Here is a 16887-nt window from a genome sequence, read left to right on the forward strand (position 1 = left end):
CGCGCCCGCGTCAGCGCCTGGCCGCCGTCTCCAGCCGGTCGAGCATCGCGGCGACCGCGGGCACCCGTGCCAGGTCGGGAAGCGTCAGCGCCACCACCTCGCGCTGCACGGCCGGGGTGACCCGGACCGCCCGCGCGCCCTTGGGGCGTACGGACTCCACGGCCAGCTCCGGCAGCACCGCCACGCCCAGCCCCGCGCCGACGAGGCCGACCACGGCCGGATAGTCGTCGGTCGCGAAGTCGATGCGCGGGGTGAAGCCCGCCGCCTCGCACACCTCCACCAGATGGCGGCGGCAGCGCGGGCAGCCCGCGATCCACGGTTCCTCGGCGAGCGTGCCGATGCCGACCTCCTCGGCATCCGCGAGCGGGTGCCCCTCCGGCACCAGGCCGACCAGCCGGTCGGTCAGCAGGGGGCGCACCACCAGGTCGTCCCGCTCCCGGCCACCGGCCGGCAGGTCCCCCCAGGGGGCGGTGTCGTAGCGGAAGGCCAGCGCGATCTCGCAGTCACCGGCGCGCAGCATGTCCACCGAGCGCGGCGGCTCGGCCTCCACCAGCGAGACCCGGGTGCCCGGGTGGTCGGCGCGCATGGCCGCGACGGCCGTCGGCACCAGCGTCGAGCTGCCGCTGGGGAAGGACACCAGCCGCACCCGGCCGGCGCGCAGCCCCGCGAGCGCGGCGACCTCCTCCTCGGCCGCCGTCAGCCCCGCCAGGATCCCCGCCGCGTGCCGCACCAGGGCCTCGCCCGCCTCGGTGAGCCGCATCTCCCGTCCGGCCCGCACCAGCAGCGGGGTGCCCGCCGACTGCTCCAGCGCCTTCATCTGCTGGCTGACGGCGGGCTGGGTGCAGCCCAGTTCGCGCGCGGCGGCGGAGAAGGAACCGGTGGCGGCGACCGCACGCAGGACGCGGAGATGACGGGCCTCGATCATCCCCGGAGCATAAGGCCGCCTTGGGGAGTGCCCCAAAAAGCCTCTCGCTTCTTTGGGGAGGGGTATTAGTGCCGTGACTGACCGGCAATGTTTGCCCGTGAAGGAGCGTCGTCGTGGGGGCACCGCCCGCGCGCGCGGAGCCGAGCGTGGGGCAGCGTGCGAGCGCAAGACGGCCGGAAGTCCTTGATTGGGGTCTCCCCTGCTCGGAGGGGCCCTCACGGCCGAAGGCCGGGGGAGGAGTTGAGAGCTTGGGGAAGGAGCTACCAGGGCTTTGGGCCAACGCCGCTGGGGGCGCGCCCCCTGCTCGTAGAGCTCGGGGGAGTGCGTACCGGGCGGTGCGACAGGGCAAAGCCTGCCGGGAGGGGCACTAGCCTCGGGGAATGCGACTCCTTTCCGTGAACGTCGGCCGGCCCCGCCACTCCGACCACACCGCCACCGAGGACGGCCTGACCGGCATCGACAAGCGGCCGGCGGAGGGCCCCGTGGCCGTCTCCGCCCCCGGCCCGCGCGGCACCGGGGGCAGCGGCCTGGCCGGGGACGCGGTCTGCGACCTGCGGCACCATGGCGGCGACGAGCAGGCGGTCTACGCCTTCGCGCGCGAGGAACTGGACTTCTGGGAGCGCGAGCTGGACAAGAAGCTGCCCAACGGCGTCTTCGGCGAGAACCTCACCACCACGGGCATCGCCGTGGACGACGCGCTGATCGGCGAGCGCTGGCGGGTCGGCGCGCCGGATACGGGACCGCTGCTGGAGGTCTGCTCGATCCGGATCCCCTGCCGCACGTTCGCCGGATGGCTGGAGGAGCGGGGGTGGATCAAGCGGTTCATGGAGCGGCAGATGTCCGGCGCGTATCTGCGGGTCGTCGAACCGGGCGAGGTGCGCGCGGGCGACCGGGTGGAGGTGGTGCACCGCCCCGGCCACCAGGTGTCGGTGAGCCTGGTGTTCCGCTCGCTCACCCGGGAGCCGGAGTTGCTGCCGGGCATCCTGGCCGCCGGGGAGGCGCTGGATCCCATGGCGCGGGAGACCGCGCTGCGGCGTACGGCCTGAGAAATGCCGCGGCGCACGGCCGGAGAAAAGAGCCGTGCGGGCGGAGGCTGGGCCCCGGGACGACCGGGCCCGGAAAGGCCGGGCCCTGGAACGGCCGAAAAAGCCCTGCGAAGGCTCTGGGGATGTCCGGAAAAGCTCCGGCGTACGGCCGGGAAAGCTCCCGTCCACAGCGTGCGCGACCACGGCCCACAGCGTGCGCGGCCACGGCGCGCAGCCTGGGAAACGACCTGAAAAAGCGTCATTCGGAGTGCGCTGTCCGGCACTTGGACTTCGTACGCGGGGTTTCCCCGGGGGGCCGATAGCGTGCGCGTATGACGACTGCACTGATCACGGGAGCCACCGCCGGCATCGGCGCCGCCTTCGCCCGGCGGCTCGCCAAGGGCGGCTACAACCTCGTGCTCGTCGCGCGGAACACGGAGCGGCTGTGGCGCGAGGCGACCGAGCTGCACGACCGGCACGGCCTCGAAGCCACCGTACTGACCGCCGACCTGGCCACCGATGACGGCATCGCGGCCGTGGAGGAACGGCTCGGCGATCGCGAGCACCCGGTCGATCTGCTGGTGAACAACGCGGGCTTCGGCAACAAGGGCCGCTATCTGGAAGTACCGGTGTCCGAGGAGCTGACCATGCTCAAGGTGCACTGCGAGGCGGTGCTGCGGCTGACGTCGGCGGCGACCGAGTCCATGCTGGAGCGGGGCAGGGGCGGCGTGATCAACGTCGCCTCCGTCGCGGCGTTCTTCCCGCGCGGGACCTACGGCGCCTCCAAAGCATGGGTCACCCAGTTCACCCAGGGCGCCGCCCGGGATGTGGCGGGGCGGGGCGTGCGGCTGATGGCGCTGTGCCCCGGGCTGGTGCGCACCGAGTTCCACGAACGCGCCGGGATGGACGCCGAGGACGTGCCCGGCTGGATGTGGCTGGACGCGGACCGGGTCGTGGACACGGCGCTGCGCGATCTCGCGCGGGGCCGCACCCTGTCGGTGCCCGACCCCCGCTACAAGGCCCTGCTCGGCGCCTCCCGGCTGGTGCCCCGGGGCGTACTGGCCCGCGCCTCATCGACGACGGGCCGCAAATACGGCCCGAAGTAGCCGTACTTCCGGCTGGAAGTAGCGGCTTGAAGCAGAAGTAGCGGCCTGGAGCAGCCGCACTGGGAGCAGCCGTATGGGCCGGAGGCCGGAACGCGCCGGGCGCACCCCCGCAAGCTCCAGGGGGTGCGCCCGATGTGCCCGGTGTATCCGGTCAAGCGGAGGCTGAGCCTCAGTGCGCGTGGCCGTGGCTGTGGCCGCCCGCGGCGTCCTCTTCCTCGGCCGGCTTCTCGACGACCAGGGTCTCGGTCGTCAGCAGGAGCGAGGCGATCGAGGCCGCGTTCTCCAGCGCGGAGCGGGTGACCTTGACCGGGTCGATGACGCCGGCCTTCACCAGGTCGCCGTACTCGCCGCTGGCGGCGTTGAAGCCGTGCCCGGCCTCCAGCTCGGCGACCTTGGAGGTGATGACGTAGCCCTCAAGGCCCGCGTTCTCGGCGATCCAGCGCAGCGGCTCGACGGCGGCGCGGCGGACGGTGGCGACACCGGTGGCCTCGTCACCCTCCTTGCCCAGGTTGCCGTCCAGCACCTTGACCGCGTGCACGAGCGCGGAGCCACCGCCGGAGACGATGCCCTCCTCGACGGCCGCACGGGTCGCGGAGATCGCGTCCTCCAGGCGGTGCTTCTTCTCCTTCAGCTCGACCTCGGTGGCCGCGCCGACACGGATGACGCACACGCCGCCGGCGAGCTTCGCCAGGCGCTCCTGGAGCTTCTCGCGGTCCCAGTCCGAGTCGGTGGACTCGATCTCGGCCTTGATCTGCGCGACCCGGCCCTGCACGTCCTCGGACTTGCCGGCGCCATCGACGATCGTGGTGTCGTCCTTGGTGATGGTGACGCGGCGGGCCGAGCCCAGCACGTCGAGACCGGCCTGGTCGAGCTTGAGGCCGACCTCCTCGGCGATGACGGTGGCGCCGGTCAGCGTCGCCATGTCGCCGAGCATCGCCTTGCGGCGGTCGCCGAAGCCGGGGGCCTTGACGGCCACCGCGTTGAAGGTGCCGCGGATCTTGTTGACGACGAGGGTCGAGAGGGCCTCGCCCTCCACGTCCTCGGCGATGATCAGCAGGGGCTTGGAGCCGCCGGCCTGCATGATCTTCTCCAGCAGCGGCAGCAGGTCCTGGATGGAGCTGATCTTGCCCTGGTGGATCAGGATGTACGGGTCGTCGAGGACGGCCTCCATACGCTCCTGGTCGGTGACGAAGTACGGCGAGAGGTAGCCCTTGTCGAAGGCCATGCCCTCGGTGAAGTCCAGCTCCAGGCCGAAGGTCTGCGACTCCTCGACGGTGATGACACCGTCCTTGCCGACCTTGTCCATCGCCTCGGCGATCAGCTCGCCGACCTGCTTGTCCTGCGCGGACAGCGCGGCGACGGAAGCGATGTCCTCCTTGGAGTCGATCGGGCGGGCCGTGGAGACCAGCTCGTCGGAGACGGCGGCGACGGCCGCGTCGATGCCCTTCTTCAGGGCGGCCGGGGAGGCGCCGGCGGCAACGTTGCGCAGGCCCTCGCGGACCAGCGCCTGGGCCAGCACCGTGGCGGTGGTGGTGCCGTCACCCGCGATGTCGTTGGTCTTGGTCGCCACCTCCTTCAGGAGCTGGGCGCCGAGGTTCTCGTAAGGGTCCTCGACCTCGACCTCGCGCGCGATGGTCACGCCGTCGTTGGTGATGGTCGGGGCGCCGAACTTCTTGTCGATGACGACGTTCCGGCCGCGCGGGCCGATGGTCACCTTCACGGTGTCCGCGAGGCTGTTGACGCCCCGCTCAAGGGCGCGACGGGCGTCCTCGTCGAACTTCAGGATCTTCGCCATGGGAGCTGCTGTGTCCTCTCACACGTCTCGCACGAGCCGCGCCCTGGCCCCTGCTACCTCATCGGGAGCGGGCACCAGGGCGCGGTTCACCTGCAAACTGCTGAGTCCGGATTACTGCTGGGTCCGGATTACTTCTCGACGATCGCGAGAACGTCGCGGGCCGAGAGGACGAGGTAGTCCTCGCCGCTGTACTTCACCTCGGTGCCGCCGTACTTGCTGTAGAGCACGATGTCGCCGACGGACACGTCGAGCGGCAGGCGGTTACCGTCCTCGAAGCGGCCCGGGCCCACGGCCAGGACGGTGCCCTCCTGGGGCTTCTCCTTGGCGGTGTCCGGAATGACCAGGCCCGAGGCCGTGGTCTCTTCAGCGTCGAGCGGCTGGACCACAATGCGGTCCTCAAGCGGCTTGATGGCAACCTTGGAACTGGCGGTCGTCACGATCCGACCTCCCCCTTCGGAGATCTCATCACGGGGTCATATGTCTGGGGTGGCGACCTGGTAGATCCGTCGTCGCGGGTGCCGGATCTGCCCGTCGCTACTGTTGGCACTCCCACGGGGAGAGTGCCAAGGTCGAGATTATGCCGGGCTTAGCACTCGGTCAAGCGGAGTGCTAGCCGCACCGGCTTGTGGGGGGTCGAAGGGTGACCCCTCGCGACCCTTTCGTGCCCTTGGCAGGGGGCTGTGTCCTTGGCAAGGGGCCGTCCTTGGCAGGAGGCCGCCCTTGGCAGGAGGCCGATTTCGGCTTCCCCACCGTGGGGGTTATCGCTCGCGCTCGTCCTCAATCGCCGGACGGGCTTGAATTTCGCGGCGTCGATCGCACTCGCCCCCAAGCTCCCCCGGCCTCCGGCCAGGAGGCGGTTGGCCCCTGGCAGGCTCAGATGGCCCCCCGGCCTCGACAACCGGGCCCTCGGGCGGGAGGGGGCCTCGAAGCGGCTGCGGTTGTCCCCGGCCGGGGGCCGGGGTGAGGCGGGGGAGGATGGTGGGGTGGAGACGGATGTGTTCGAGCGGCTGCTCGGTGTGGAGGGGCAGGCGCTCCTGCGTGAGGTGCGGGATGTGGAGCCGGCGCGGGAGCTGGAGGCGGCCACCAAGTTGCGGCGCTCGCACGACGCCTCTCTCGTGTCGGCCGCGCTCGCGCAGGCGCGGTTCCGGCAGCGGGCGGTGGCCAAGTTCGGGGCGGCCGACGCCGCGCGGATGTACTTCACGCCGAACGGGCTGGAACAGGCCACCCGGGCGCCGGTCGCGGAGCACCGGGCCCGCCGGTTCGCGGAACTGGGCGCCCGCCGGGTCCTGGACCTGTGCTGCGGCGCCGGGGGTGATGCGCTCGCGCTGGCGCGGGCCGGGATCCAGGTGCTGGCTGTGGACCGCGATCCGCTGACCTGCGCGGTCGCCCGCGCCAACGCCGAGGCGCTGGGGTTGGCCGACCGGATGGAGGTCCGTTGCGCCGATGTCACCGAGGTCGCCACGGACGGCTGGGACGCGGTGTTCGCCGACCCCGCGCGCCGTACGGGACGGGGCCGGGTGTTCGACCCGGAGGCGTACTCCCCGCCGCTGAGCTGGGCCGTGGAGACGGCGCGTCGCGCGCCGCTGGCGGCGCTGAAGGTGGCGCCGGGCATCCCGCACGAGGCGGTGCCGCCGGAGGCCGGGGCCGAGTGGGTCTCGGACGGCGGGGAGGTGAAGGAGGCCGTGCTCTGGTTCGAACAGGGCCGGGCCCGGACCCGGGCCCAGGGCGGGTCCGGTGGAACCAGTGGGCCCGGTGGGCCCGGTGGGGTTCGGGCGACGCTGCTGCCCGCCGGGCGGACGCTGACCGGGCGCGGGCTGCCCGATCCGGAGACCGGGCCGGTGGGCCGGTATCTGTTCGAGCCGGACGGTGCGGTGATCCGCGCGCACCTGGTCGCCGAGGTGGCGGCCCAGGTGGCGGGGCGGCTGATCGACCCGACGATCGCCTATGTGACGGCGGACGCGCCGCACCGTACGCCGTATGCCGCCGGGTACGAGATCACGGACGTCCTGCCGTTCAACGTCAAGAAGCTGCGCGCGCTGCTGCGCGAGCGCGGGGTCGGCGTGGTCACCGTGAAGAAGCGCGGCTCGGCGGTCGAACCGGAGGAGTTGCGCCGCAAGCTGAAACTGGACGCGAAGGCGCACCGCGGGGCGTGCACGGTGTTCCTCACGCGGGTCGCGGGCGCCCCGAGCATGCTGCTGGGGCACCCGTTGGGCGGGTCCGAGGCGCCCTGAGCCTCGCGGCCTGCCCGCCGCTCCCGGAGCCGTCCGCGCCGCGCCCGCTCACACCTGTACGAAGCGCCAGCGGTGCACCGGCCTGGCGGTCATGTCCGGTGCCGGGTCGGGGAGTTCGGGCACGTCGGCGTCGTAGTCGCCCTCCCACCAGGTGATGACGAGCACGCGTTCGCCGGGTGCGGTGTAGTGCTCGCGGCGTCCGGGTGCGGCGGGCAGTTCCTGGGCTCGGGCCCACTCCAGCAGTTCGGCGGCGCGGCCGGGGGCGGCCTTGGCCTCCCACATGAGGGCTACGGTCGGCATCAGGCGTAGAGGTTCTTCCTGCTCAGCTCGTGCACGTGGTCGTGGTCGTGCGCGTGGCCGTGGGCATGCGCGTGGCCGGGGCCCTCGCTGTCGCCGCTTCCCGCGCCCGGCACATGCGGCTCCGTCACCGGCAAGGAGGAGTCGGCCGGCAGGTCCCAGTCCGAGACCGGGCGGTTGCGGGCGACCATCTCGGCGCCGAGCGCGGCGACCATCGCACCGTTGTCGGTGCACAGCTTCGGGCGCGGCACCCGCAAGGTGATGCCCGCGTCGGCGCACCGCTCCTCGGCCATGGCGCGCAGCCGTGAGTTCGCGGCGACGCCGCCGCCGATCATCAGGTGATCGACGCCCTCGTCCTTGCAGGCCCGGATCGCCTTGCGGGTCAGCACGTCCGTCACGGCCTCCTGGAAGGAGGCGGAGACGTCCGCGACGGGCACCTCCTCGCCCGCGTTCCGCTTCGCCTCGATCCAGCGGGCGACGGCCGTCTTGAGCCCGGAGAAGGAGAAGTCGTACGGCGCGTCGCGGGGCCCGGTCAGCCCGCGCGGGAAGGCGATGGCGGCCGGGTCGCCCTCCTTGGCGTACTTGTCGATCACCGGGCCGCCGGGGAAGCCGAGGTGCAGCACCCGGGCGACCTTGTCGAACGCCTCGCCCGCCGCGTCGTCGATCGTCGAGCCGAGCGGCCGTACGTCCGAGGTGATGTCGGGGGCGAGCAGCAGCGAGGAGTGCCCGCCGCTGACCAGGAGCGCCATCGTCGGCTCGGGCAGCGCGCCGTGTTCGAGCTGATCGACGCAGATGTGCGAGGCGAGGTGGTTGACGCCGTAGAGCGGCTTGCCCAGCGCGTAGGCGTACGCCTTGGCCGCCGATACGCCGACGAGGAGCGCGCCCGCGAGCCCGGGTCCGGCCGTGACGGCGATGCCGTCGAGGTCGGAGGCGGCGACTCCGGCGTCCTTCAGCGCGCGCCGGATCGTCGGGACCATGGCCTCCAGGTGGGCCCGGCTGGCGATCTCGGGCACGACACCGCCGAAGCGCGCGTGCGTGTCCACGCTGGAGGCGACCGCGTCGGCGAGCAGGGTGTGCCCGCGGACGATGCCGACGCCGGTCTCGTCGCAGGAGGTCTCGATGCCGAGAACGAGCGGTTCGTCAGCCATGGCTCTCTGTTCCTTGGGGTGTACGGGGGCTGGTGCTGGAGCTGGTACCGGAGCTGAGGTGTGCGGGGGCGGGGGGCAGGGAGGCGGCAGGCACTCCCGGATCGGTGAGGCGCATGACCAGGGCATCGACGCCGGCCGGCTGGTAGTAGCCGCGGCGGATGCCGATGGGGGCGAAGCCGAAGCGTTCGTAGAGGCGCTGGGCCGGGAGGTTGTCCACACGGACCTCCAGCAGGACCTCCGCGCACTCGAAGTCCGTGGCGGCGCCCAGCAGGGCGCGCAGGAGGCGGGAGCCCAGGCCGGTGCCGCGGTAGGCGGGCAGGACGCCGATGGTCTGTATGTCGCCCGTGCCGCTGACCGCCGCGAGGCCCCCGTACCCGACGAGCCCGCCCTCGGGGTCGGCGGCGACCAGGTAGCGGCGGGTCGCCGCCGGGCCGCGCGCGAGCGCCAGCTCGGACCAGAACATGCCCTCGGACCACGCGTCCTCGGGAAACAGCTCGCCCTCCAGCGCCAGGACGGGGCCGATGTCCCACCAGCGCATCTCCCGCAGCGTGACCTCGGGCGCCCCGTCCTCAAGGGCCGCCGCGCCCGAGCCCTCGCCCAAGCCCTTGCCCGATCCCGCGCCTTCGCTCTCGCCCGGCACCGGAGCTGGTTCCGGTTCCGGGTCCGGGCCGGCATCGCGTCCGCTCACCGTGGCGTGACCACCTTGTAGTTCGCGGGCACCTGGGCGTCGGGGCGGCGCAGATACAGCGGCTGGGGCGGCAGCAGTTCCTCGCCACGGGCCAGCCGCTCGGCCGCGAGCCGGGCCAGCGCGGGGGCGGACAGTTCGGCGGGCAGATCGTGGCGGACCCCGCGGAAGACGTCCTCGTACAGCACGGCTCCGGCGCCCACGGCGGGCAGCCCGGCGACCCCGGCCTCGAAACCGGCCCCGAGCCCGGCCGCCTCGGCCCCGCTCTCATCGGCCTCACCGGCCGCACCGGCCCCGTGCAGCTCTCCCGGGCCGCCGCGCGCCGCGAGGTCCGCCGGCCGGTCCACGGCCGGTTCGCCGACGCGGGTGCGCGCGTCGGCGTAGCGGGCCCAGTAGACCTCCTTGCGGCGGGCGTCGGTGGCCACCAGGAAGGGCTCCTCCAGGCCGGTGGCGTACGCGATGCCATCCAGCGTGCACACACCGTGCACCCGCGGCCCGAGCGCGGCGCCGAACGCCTCGGCCGTCGCCAGGCCGACCCGCAGGCCCGTGTAGGGGCCGGGTCCGACGCCGACGACAACGTCCGTCACGTCGGCCAGTTTCCGCCCGGCCTCGCTCAGCACCCGGTCGATCGAGGGCAGCAGCAGCTCACCGTGGCGGCGGGCATCGACCTGGTGGGCGGCGGCGAGCGTACGGTCGGCGTCGGCGTCGTGGAGGGCGACGGTGACGGCGGGTGTGGCGGTATCCAGCGCGAGCATCAACACCCGTCCAGCCTACGGCGCCCGCGCCGCGGGCTCCCGGCCCTCCGGCGCCCCGGTGCCCGGTCGCGGGCCGCCGCGTGCTCAGCGGTGCGCTGCCGCTGCCTCCTTTTCGGCGGCCTTGCCGAAGGGCACATCGGTGCCCGTCAGGTCGGCGTGGATACCGTCCTTGGCGACGGAAATCCCGCGGAGCCGCACGTCACCGGGCATCTTGGGCAGCTTGAGGTCGAGGGCGAGCTTGTCGGCGAGCTTCGGTTCCTCGATCTGCTTGAGGCCCTCGACGAGCGCCGGGTCGATGCCGAACTTCTTCAGCATTTCGGGGTGTGCCATGGCGGCGTCGAGCATGTTGACGCGCATCACCTTGTCCACGAAGCGCGGCTTCCCGGTCACTTTGTGCAGCTCGCTCTCGCTGTGCCGGATGCGCTGCACGCGCTTGTCGGACAGCCCGAAGCGGTGGGCGATGGAGCGCACCTCGAAGAGCGCCCTGGCCTTGGCCGCGTCGCGTTGGACGCGCTCGGCCAGCGGGCGGGACAGCCGCAGGCCCTCGTTCTTCCCGGTGCCGGGGACGTAGCTGAAGAGCCCGGGGACATCGAGCCGCATGTCCCCCACAGTGGTGCCCACGGCGTGGTCGCCCGTGCGCTGGAGGTGGGCGCGGGCCCGCACCTTGACCTCGGTACCGGCGACGGGCAGCTTGCCGTCGGCCAGCACGGTGCTGGGGCCGCCCTCGGTGAACTTGACCTGCGAGGTGCCCAGTTCACGGTCGAGGTCGTCGAAGGCGATCAGGACATCGCCCTTCATCCGGCCGAGCACCGCGCCCTGGATCGAGGACGGGGCGTCGCCGACGATCTTCACGTCGTTCACGGTGCCGTTGACCTGCGCGACCGAGACGCGGCCCGCCGGCACATCGGGGATCGTCACCTCGACGTGGTCGAGCCGGTCGCTCGCCAGCTGGGTCAGAAAGGGGAACCCCTTGATGTGGACCTCCGGACGCGCGTGCAGGTGCAGCGACTTCTGCACCTTTTCGGCGGCCTTGCCCTCCGCGTAGAGCGCGGCCCAGCGGTCGCCGACGCCGAGGAAGGCCAGCAGCGCGAGGCAGGCGATGCCGAGCTTGACGGTCATCCGGAAGCGGGACCTGCGCCGCCTGCGCACGGCGCGCAGGTAGGGCATGCGGTCCTCGTACTCCGGCTCGTCGTAGTCCGAGCGGAGGCTGAAGCCCAGCGGGCCCTCACCGGCGGGGTCGTGGGGATTGTCATACGGGTTGTCCCCGGGGGCCGGGTCCGCCGAGAGCGCGTCGTACGGGTTCGGCCGGGGGGCGGCGGACTCTCCTGCCGCTCCGGGCGGCGCGAGGGCGGCCAGTTCGTCGTAGGGGTTGGCCGACGAGGATCCCGCTGACCGCCGGTTCTGCTGGCTCTGGTCGTGCTGGGCCGGCTGGTCCTGCGGGGCCGGGACTTCCGGTATGGGGGTTGTGGAGCTTGGCGATGATCCGTGGGGGGACATCGCCATATGCGAACACAAGGCCAGGCGTTACTCCAAGTCTCCACTTGCAGCCACCGGCCGGTCACCCGCAGGCCACCGCGGGCCGCTACCGCCCGCTACCGCCGCCACCGGTTCCGTCCTGGGCCGTACGGCCCTGCTGCTACCGTCAACTCCAGCGCGCAGGGGGGCGCGGGGGCGCGCGTACGGACGGCGTACGGGACCCGCCCACGGGAGCGGGACGATCCCGCCCACAGGAGCGGGCACGAGAGGTGGCGGCGCACGGTGGCACGCAGCAGCGGCAGCGGCGCGGGAGTTGTGGTGACCGGGCTGACGGCGGCGGCTCTCGCGGTGATCGGCTTCTTCGCCTTCCAAGCCTCCGCCGCCCAGGACCGCGCCGAGAAGCACGCGCCCGCCAAGGCCGCCTCCCCCTCCCCCGGCGCCTCCGATGCCGGGAAGAAGAACCAGCAGTCCCGGAAGAAGGCCACGGCGCTGCCCGCCCGCTCCGGCAGCGGTTTCCGCGTCGTCTACGCGCTCGAACGCCGACGCGTGTGGCTGGTCGGCAAGGACGGCAAGGTCACCGACACCTTCACGGTGCACCCCAGCACGGTCAGCCCGGCGCCGGGCACCTACAAGGTCAGCTCGCGCTCGTCGCACGTCACCGGCTCGGACGGGGTGCCGATCGAGAACGTGGTGCGCTTCGCCGACGTCAAGGGCGTCAGCGTCGGCTTCAGCGCCGCACTGGACGGCTCGACACCGAATGCGGACCCCTCGCGCAAGACGGGCGGCGTCCGCGAGAAGCGCGAGGACGGCGAGGCGATGTGGCTGCACGCCACGATCGGCACCCGGGTCGTCGTCATCCCCTGAGCGGCGGGCCGCCGTCATCCCCTGGCCGGCCGATGACCTGGCCGGATATGACCCGGCCGAACCCTACGCCGCGCCCTTGTCCGGGACGTTCACGGGCAGTTGCGGCAGCGCGGTGGGCTCGATCGCGCCCTCGGCCTCACCGGCCGCTTCGTCCGCCGACGGCTCGGACGGCGGCCGGGAGACGGCGGCAGCCGCGGCACAGGACGCGAGCAGTTCGCTCATCGGCGGCGTGGGCCGGACCTGCCGCGCCGCGTGAACCCGCGTCGGCCGCTGCTCGGGCTTTCGTGCCGTCATGGCTCCCTCCGGGGGCTCCAGGCGCCTGGTCACTGCGCCGTCAGGCATACTTAGGCATACCTAACCGCGCTCTGGCTCCCATGGGACCACGCGGCACACCGCCCGCGCAACATCTTGCCGACACCATGTCGGAACGTGCGACCCCGCGTCACGGTCCGAAACGGCCACGTCAGCGGGGCGTCCGGACGCTCAGGCGCCGGACACTCAGGCGCCCGGGTCAGCGCGCAGCGCCGCGAGATCCTCCTCCGCCCAGCGTGCGCCGAGGCCGGTGACGGTCACGGTCCGCACTCCCCCGGCGTCCCCCTCCCCGTCCTCGGAGGCGCCGTCCGCCGAGCCGAGCGAGCGGGAGATGACCACCTGGAGGCGGTCCTCGGTCAGCTCCTCGACCTTGCCCTCGCCCCACTCCACGACGACCACGGACTCGGGCAGCGAGACATCCAGGTCCAGGTCCTCCATCTCCTCCAGACCGCCGCCCAGCCGGTAGGCATCGACGTGGACCAGCGCCGGGCCGCCGGTCAGCGACGGGTGGACGCGGGCGATGACGAACGTGGGCGAGGTCACCGCGCCCCGCACCCCCAGCCGTTCCCCGAGGCCACGCGTCAACGTCGTCTTTCCCGCGCCCAGTTCACCCGTGAGCATGACCAGGTCCCCGGCGCGCAGCAGCTCCGCGAGCCGGCCGCCCAGCTCCCGCATTTCGTCACCGGTCCGAACGGTGACGGTGACGCTGGCGTCCCCGCTCCCGCTCCCCTCCTGACGACGAAGAGCCCGCGGACTCGGGGCCTCCGGATTGTGGGCCGGACGGGGGGCGGGGTGCTGGTCGTGCGGTGTTTCCATGCGTCCGGATGGTACGCGCCAGCAGCGCGGCCACATGCTCGTTCACCCTCTCGGGGCGCTCCAGCATCAGCAGGTGCCCCGTGGCCTCCAGGATCACGAACGCCGCGTCCGGCAGCGCGCCCGCGATCCGCTCGCTGTGCTCGCTCGGAGTCAGCAGATCCCGGTCTCCCGCCAGCACCAGCGCGGGCAGTTCGCCGAAGGCGGCCAGGGCCCCGGTCTTCTCGTGCTCGGCGAACGCCGGGTAGAACTGCGCGACGACATCGACCGGCACCGACTCGATCAGCCGCTCGGCGAACCGCGCCACCCCCGGGTCCACCTCGCCGACGCTGCCGAAGGAGTACCTCTTGACGACCCCGGCGAACAGATCGGCCGTCGCGCGCCGCCCCCGCTCCACCAGTTCGGACTGCGAGCCCAGCGCCCTGAGCACCCCCGGCACCAGCCGCCGCACGGCCCGCACCCCGGCGGCCGGCAGCCCGTAGGTGACCTCGGCGAGCCCGCCCGCGCTGGTGCCGAGGAAGCCCACGCCCGCCACCCGCTCGGCCACGTACTCCGGGTACTGCTCGGCCAGCGCCATCACCGTCATACCGCCCATCGAGTGCCCCACCAGCACCACAGGCCCCTCGGGCACCGCCGCATCGAGGACGGCCTTCAGGTCGCGGCCGAGCAGGTCGATGGAGACCGGCTCCCCGGCGGGTGCGCGGGCGGAGCGGCCGTGACTGCGCTGGTCCCAGTAGACGGCGCGCACCGCACCGCGCAGCGCGGCCCGCTGGAAGTGCCACACATCCTGGTTCAGGCAGTAGCCGTGCGAGAAGACCACGGTCACCGGCTGCTCCCCGGCCCCTGACCCCGACCCGCGCTCGGACCCGGCCCCGGACCCGTCGCCCTCCCCGGTGGACGGCGTACGGCGCAGCAGCCGCAGCAGCCGGTCCCGGTAGCCCCCGGGAACGGCCGCGCCGTCGTACTCCCCGCCGTCGTCCAGATGTACGGGCTCCACCTCGGGGCCGCCCGCGCCGTCGCCGGAGGCCGCCGCCCCGGCGGTGGGGTCGGCGAAGTCGGCAGGCTCATCGACCTCGAAGTGCAGCGCGGTGCCGTCCTCCGCGTACACCGTGCCGGGGGTGCCCCGCAGCGAGCCGTACGGCCCCGAGGCATCCAGCGCGAGGCGCGCCTTGCGGCGCACGGCGCGGTGGACGGTGAGCCGCTCCAGCGCGACCCCGGCGGCCACGACGCCGATGGCGGCACCGGCCAGGCCCGCCTTGCGCGTCCAGCCGCCCCCGGCGCCCGCCGCCGGGACCGCGGAGGCCAGCGCGCCGTCGGCGCCGCGCGCCACCCCGGTCAGCTGTCCCATCTCGACGGCGCCTGCGGTGCGCCAGGCCCGGCGGGCCTCGTCGGCGGCGCTCAGCGCCGAGAGAGCACCGGCCGCCGCCCCGGCGGCACCATCGGCCCCCGCCCTGTCGTTTCCGCTCATGCCCTGGCCACCGTCCGTCCCCCGTCGCCGTACCGTTCAGCACGTGTGCGTCAGCCGCACGCGCACCCGTCACCCGTCACCCGTCACCCGTCACCCGTTCACATATACCCGTGGCACCCGAGGGCTGATCCGGGTGACGATCTCGTACGAGATGGTGCCCGCCGCCCGCGCCCAGTCCTCGGCGGTGGGCTCGCCCTGCCGGCCCTCGCCGAAGAGCACCGCGCGCTCGCCCTCGGCCACCTGGTCGCCGCCCAGGTCGATCACGAACTGGTCCATCGCCACCCGGCCCGCCACCGTGCGCCACTTCCCGGCCACCAGCACCGGACCGGACCCCGAGGCGTGCCGGGGGATGCCGTCGCCGTAGCCCAGCGGCACCAGGGCCAAGGACGTGTCGCCCGAGGTGCGGTAGTGATGCCCGTAGCTGACGCCGTGACCGCCGGGCACCTGCTTGACCAGGGCGATCGAGGCGCTGAGCGTCATCGCGGGCCGCAGCCCGAGCCCCTCGGCCGTGCCGACCTCGGGGGACGGGGAGAGCCCGTAGACCGAGACGCCGGTCCGGACGAGATCGAAGTGCGACTCGGGCAGGGTCAGCGTCGCCGGGGAGTTGGCCAGGTGGCGCGTTTCGGGGTCGAGCCCGGCCCGCTCGGCCACGGCCAGTGCCGCGCGGAACGCCTCCAGTTGCGCCGCGTTGGCCGGATGGCCGGGCTCGTCGGCACAGGCGAAGTGCGACCAGATGCCGGTGACCTTGAGCGCGCCCTCCGCCTCGGCGGCCCGCGCGGCGGCGACCAGATCCGGCCAGGCCCCGGGCGGGCAGCCGCCCCGGCCCAGCCCCGTGTCGGCCTTCAGATGGACGCGCGCGGGGCGGCCCGCCTCGCGGGCGGCGGCCACGATCTCCCGCAGCGCCCAGCGCGCGCCCGCCGAGACGTCGATGTCCTGCTCGATCGCCTGCTGCCAGGGGCTGCCCGGCGTCCACAGCCAGCACATGATCCGGCCCTGGTCCCCGGCGGCGCGCAGCGCGAGCGCCTCCTCGGGGGTGGCGGTGCCCAGCCACCCGGCGCCCGCCTGGCGGGCCGCGCGGGCGCAGGGGATCGCACCGTGTCCGTAGCCGTCGGACTTCATCACGGCCATCAACTCGGCGCGCGGCGCGCGCTCGCGGAGCGTACGGACATTGGCGCGCACGGCGCCGAGGTCGATCTCGGCGCGGGCACGCTGGGCGCCGGCCGTCTGCTGCTGGTCGTTCACCTCCTCAGTCTCTCAGGCGGCGTCTCGGGCAGCCGTGGCCCACAGCATCCCGGGCAGCCGTTGCCCGACCACGTGGTCAGCGCCCGTCCCACCGCCCGTCCACATGCTCGTCTCGGCGCCCGCCTCGGTGCCCGTCCAGGTGCCGTCCCAGTGCCTGCCTCAATGCCCGGTGGCCCCGTCCACGCGCTCACGCAGCAGATCGGCGTGGCCGCAGTGCTGGGCGTACTCGGCGATCATCGCGACGAGCACCCGCCGCACGGAGACCGGGGCGCCGGTGCGCTTGTGGATGCCGGTGGCGTCCAGATCCATGACAGCGACGATCTCGCGGGAACGCTCGCACTCCCGCCGCCAGACGGCCAGCGCCTCCGCCGGGTCCCCGTCCAGCCGGTCGAAGTCCTGCTCCGGGTCCTCGTCCGAGTAGTAGAGCAACGGGACCTTCTCGCCTGCCAGTTGGACGCGGAACCACCAGCGCTCCGCACCCGCCAGGTGCCGCAGCAGTCCGTGCAGGCTCATGCCCGACGGCGGCACGGAGCACGTCGAAAGCTCCTCGGGGGTGAGGCCCGAGCACTTGAGCACCAGCGTGTCGCGGTACCAGTCCAGAAAGCGGGTCAATATCTCCCGCTCGCCCCCCACCAGCGGAAGCGGCTCCCGGTCGTCGTCCGTCCACGTGGGGGAGAAGTGCTGCGGCATGGTCTGTTCCGGCCCGGCGCCCGTGGCGCTCTGCTCACTCATGCCCGGAGTCTGA

Annotated in this window: 17 protein-coding genes; 4 read left to right on the top strand and 13 right to left on the bottom strand. The window is 73.3% G+C overall.

Annotated elements, in window-relative coordinates; all coding sequences use genetic code 11:
* Positions 1-10: 10 nt before the first annotated feature.
* Entirely contained in the window at positions 11-925 is a 915-nt protein-coding gene (locus ABD339_RS28040) for a LysR family transcriptional regulator (RefSeq protein WP_344569908.1), read from the bottom strand.
* 380 nt (positions 926-1305) lie between these two features.
* Here ABD339_RS28040 and ABD339_RS28045 point away from each other — a divergent pair, with 380 nt between their 5' ends.
* Both ABD339_RS28045 and ABD339_RS28050 read left to right on the top strand, forming a co-directional pair.
* Positions 1306-1971 (top strand): MOSC domain-containing protein, encoded by a 666-nt coding sequence (locus ABD339_RS28045; protein ID WP_344569909.1) that lies wholly within the window; start codon positions 1306-1308, stop codon positions 1969-1971.
* 311 nt (positions 1972-2282) lie between these two features.
* Positions 2283-3056 carry an SDR family NAD(P)-dependent oxidoreductase gene (locus ABD339_RS28050; RefSeq protein WP_344569911.1) on the top strand — a complete coding sequence of 258 codons (774 nt, stop codon included), beginning with the start codon at positions 2283-2285 and terminating at the stop codon, positions 3054-3056.
* A gap of 169 nt (positions 3057-3225) precedes the next feature.
* Here ABD339_RS28050 and groL read toward each other — a convergent pair whose 3' ends face one another.
* Together groL and groES are read right to left on the bottom strand one after the other, a co-directional pair.
* On the bottom strand, positions 3226-4851 hold the full coding sequence (groL, locus tag ABD339_RS28055) for a chaperonin GroEL (RefSeq protein ID WP_344569913.1): 1626 nt from the start codon (positions 4849-4851) through the stop codon (positions 3226-3228).
* A gap of 128 nt (positions 4852-4979) precedes the next feature.
* A complete protein-coding gene (gene groES, locus ABD339_RS28060; protein WP_019354894.1) occupies positions 4980-5288 on the bottom strand; it encodes a co-chaperone GroES in 309 nt (102 codons plus the stop codon).
* 546 nt (positions 5289-5834) lie between these two features.
* Here groES and ABD339_RS28065 point away from each other — a divergent pair.
* Complete coding sequence (locus ABD339_RS28065; protein ID WP_344569915.1) at positions 5835-7082, top strand: class I SAM-dependent methyltransferase; 1248 nt, start codon at positions 5835-5837, stop codon at positions 7080-7082.
* A gap of 48 nt (positions 7083-7130) precedes the next feature.
* Here ABD339_RS28065 and ABD339_RS28070 read toward each other — a convergent pair whose 3' ends face one another.
* From ABD339_RS28070 to ABD339_RS28090, 5 genes are all read right to left on the bottom strand, one after another.
* Positions 7131-7382 (bottom strand): hypothetical protein, encoded by a 252-nt coding sequence (locus ABD339_RS28070; RefSeq protein ID WP_344569916.1) that lies wholly within the window; start codon positions 7380-7382, stop codon positions 7131-7133.
* Positions 7382-8527, bottom strand: coding sequence for a tRNA (adenosine(37)-N6)-threonylcarbamoyltransferase complex transferase subunit TsaD (gene tsaD / locus ABD339_RS28075; protein WP_344569917.1), 1146 nt, complete (start codon positions 8525-8527; stop codon positions 7382-7384). Before tsaD ends, ABD339_RS28070 begins: the two co-directional genes overlap by 1 nt.
* Positions 8520-9065, bottom strand: coding sequence for a ribosomal protein S18-alanine N-acetyltransferase (rimI, locus tag ABD339_RS28080; protein ID WP_344569987.1), 546 nt, complete (start codon positions 9063-9065; stop codon positions 8520-8522). The genes tsaD and rimI overlap by 8 nt, the downstream gene beginning before the upstream one ends.
* Before the next feature lie 146 nt (positions 9066-9211).
* The gene (gene tsaB, locus ABD339_RS28085; protein WP_344569918.1) at positions 9212-9973 is read right to left on the bottom strand and encodes a tRNA (adenosine(37)-N6)-threonylcarbamoyltransferase complex dimerization subunit type 1 TsaB; all 762 of its coding nucleotides are present in this window, start codon (positions 9971-9973) and stop codon (positions 9212-9214) included.
* Positions 9974-10051: 78 nt separating this feature from the next.
* Complete coding sequence (locus ABD339_RS28090; protein WP_344569920.1) at positions 10052-11464, bottom strand: LmeA family phospholipid-binding protein; 1413 nt, start codon at positions 11462-11464, stop codon at positions 10052-10054.
* A gap of 261 nt (positions 11465-11725) precedes the next feature.
* On the opposite strand from ABD339_RS28090, the gene ABD339_RS28095 reads away from it, so the two are divergent.
* Positions 11726-12307 (top strand): hypothetical protein, encoded by a 582-nt coding sequence (locus ABD339_RS28095; RefSeq protein WP_344569922.1) that lies wholly within the window; start codon positions 11726-11728, stop codon positions 12305-12307.
* Positions 12308-12370: 63 nt separating this feature from the next.
* Here the strand turns inward: ABD339_RS28095 and ABD339_RS28100 are convergent, their stop codons facing one another.
* The 5 genes from ABD339_RS28100 to ABD339_RS28120 all read right to left on the bottom strand — a co-directional run bounded on the left by ABD339_RS28100 (position 12371) and on the right by ABD339_RS28120 (position 16874).
* Positions 12371-12601 carry a hypothetical protein gene (locus ABD339_RS28100; RefSeq protein WP_344569926.1) on the bottom strand — a complete coding sequence of 77 codons (231 nt, stop codon included), beginning with the start codon at positions 12599-12601 and terminating at the stop codon, positions 12371-12373.
* A gap of 204 nt (positions 12602-12805) precedes the next feature.
* Positions 12806-13294: a tRNA (adenosine(37)-N6)-threonylcarbamoyltransferase complex ATPase subunit type 1 TsaE gene (gene tsaE / locus ABD339_RS28105; RefSeq protein WP_344569928.1), complete on the bottom strand. Its 489-nt coding sequence runs from the start codon at positions 13292-13294 to the stop codon at positions 12806-12808.
* 4 nt (positions 13295-13298) lie between these two features.
* Complete coding sequence (locus ABD339_RS28110) at positions 13299-14780, bottom strand: alpha/beta fold hydrolase (protein ID WP_344569988.1); 1482 nt, start codon at positions 14778-14780, stop codon at positions 13299-13301.
* A gap of 210 nt (positions 14781-14990) precedes the next feature.
* On the bottom strand, positions 14991-16142 hold the full coding sequence (alr, locus tag ABD339_RS28115; protein WP_344569930.1) for an alanine racemase: 1152 nt from the start codon (positions 16140-16142) through the stop codon (positions 14991-14993).
* A 159-nt stretch (positions 16143-16301) separates the two neighbouring features.
* Positions 16302-16874: a DinB family protein gene (locus ABD339_RS28120; protein WP_344569932.1), complete on the bottom strand. Its 573-nt coding sequence runs from the start codon at positions 16872-16874 to the stop codon at positions 16302-16304.
* Positions 16875-16887 lie beyond the last annotated feature (13 nt).

It is taken from the genome of Streptomyces axinellae, from assembly GCF_039532135.1.
Lineage (GTDB): Bacteria > Actinomycetota > Actinomycetes > Streptomycetales > Streptomycetaceae > Streptomyces > Streptomyces axinellae.

What these genes read in the sequence shown, in the direction of transcription:
- ABD339_RS28110 (WP_344569988.1), bottom strand. Translation starts at nt 14,780, where the DNA reads ATGGGACAGCTGACCGGGGTGGCGCGCGGCGCCGACGGCGCGCTGGCC.
- rimI (WP_344569987.1), bottom strand. Translation starts at nt 9,065, where the DNA reads ATGCGCTGGTGGGACATCGGCCCCGTCCTGGCGCTGGAGGGCGAGCTG.
- ABD339_RS28040 (WP_344569908.1), bottom strand. Translation starts at nt 925, where the DNA reads ATGATCGAGGCCCGTCATCTCCGCGTCCTGCGTGCGGTCGCCGCCACC.
- ABD339_RS28045 (WP_344569909.1), top strand. Translation starts at nt 1,306, where the DNA reads ATGCGACTCCTTTCCGTGAACGTCGGCCGGCCCCGCCACTCCGACCAC.
- ABD339_RS28120 (WP_344569932.1), bottom strand. Translation starts at nt 16,874, where the DNA reads ATGAGTGAGCAGAGCGCCACGGGCGCCGGGCCGGAACAGACCATGCCG.
- ABD339_RS28090 (WP_344569920.1), bottom strand. Translation starts at nt 11,464, where the DNA reads ATGTCCCCCCACGGATCATCGCCAAGCTCCACAACCCCCATACCGGAA.
- ABD339_RS28100 (WP_344569926.1), bottom strand. Translation starts at nt 12,601, where the DNA reads ATGACGGCACGAAAGCCCGAGCAGCGGCCGACGCGGGTTCACGCGGCG.
- tsaE (WP_344569928.1), bottom strand. Translation starts at nt 13,294, where the DNA reads ATGCGGGAGCTGGGCGGCCGGCTCGCGGAGCTGCTGCGCGCCGGGGAC.
- tsaD (WP_344569917.1), bottom strand. Translation starts at nt 8,527, where the DNA reads ATGGCTGACGAACCGCTCGTTCTCGGCATCGAGACCTCCTGCGACGAG.
- ABD339_RS28050 (WP_344569911.1), top strand. Translation starts at nt 2,283, where the DNA reads ATGACGACTGCACTGATCACGGGAGCCACCGCCGGCATCGGCGCCGCC.
- ABD339_RS28070 (WP_344569916.1), bottom strand. Translation starts at nt 7,382, where the DNA reads ATGCCGACCGTAGCCCTCATGTGGGAGGCCAAGGCCGCCCCCGGCCGC.
- groL (WP_344569913.1), bottom strand. Translation starts at nt 4,851, where the DNA reads ATGGCGAAGATCCTGAAGTTCGACGAGGACGCCCGTCGCGCCCTTGAG.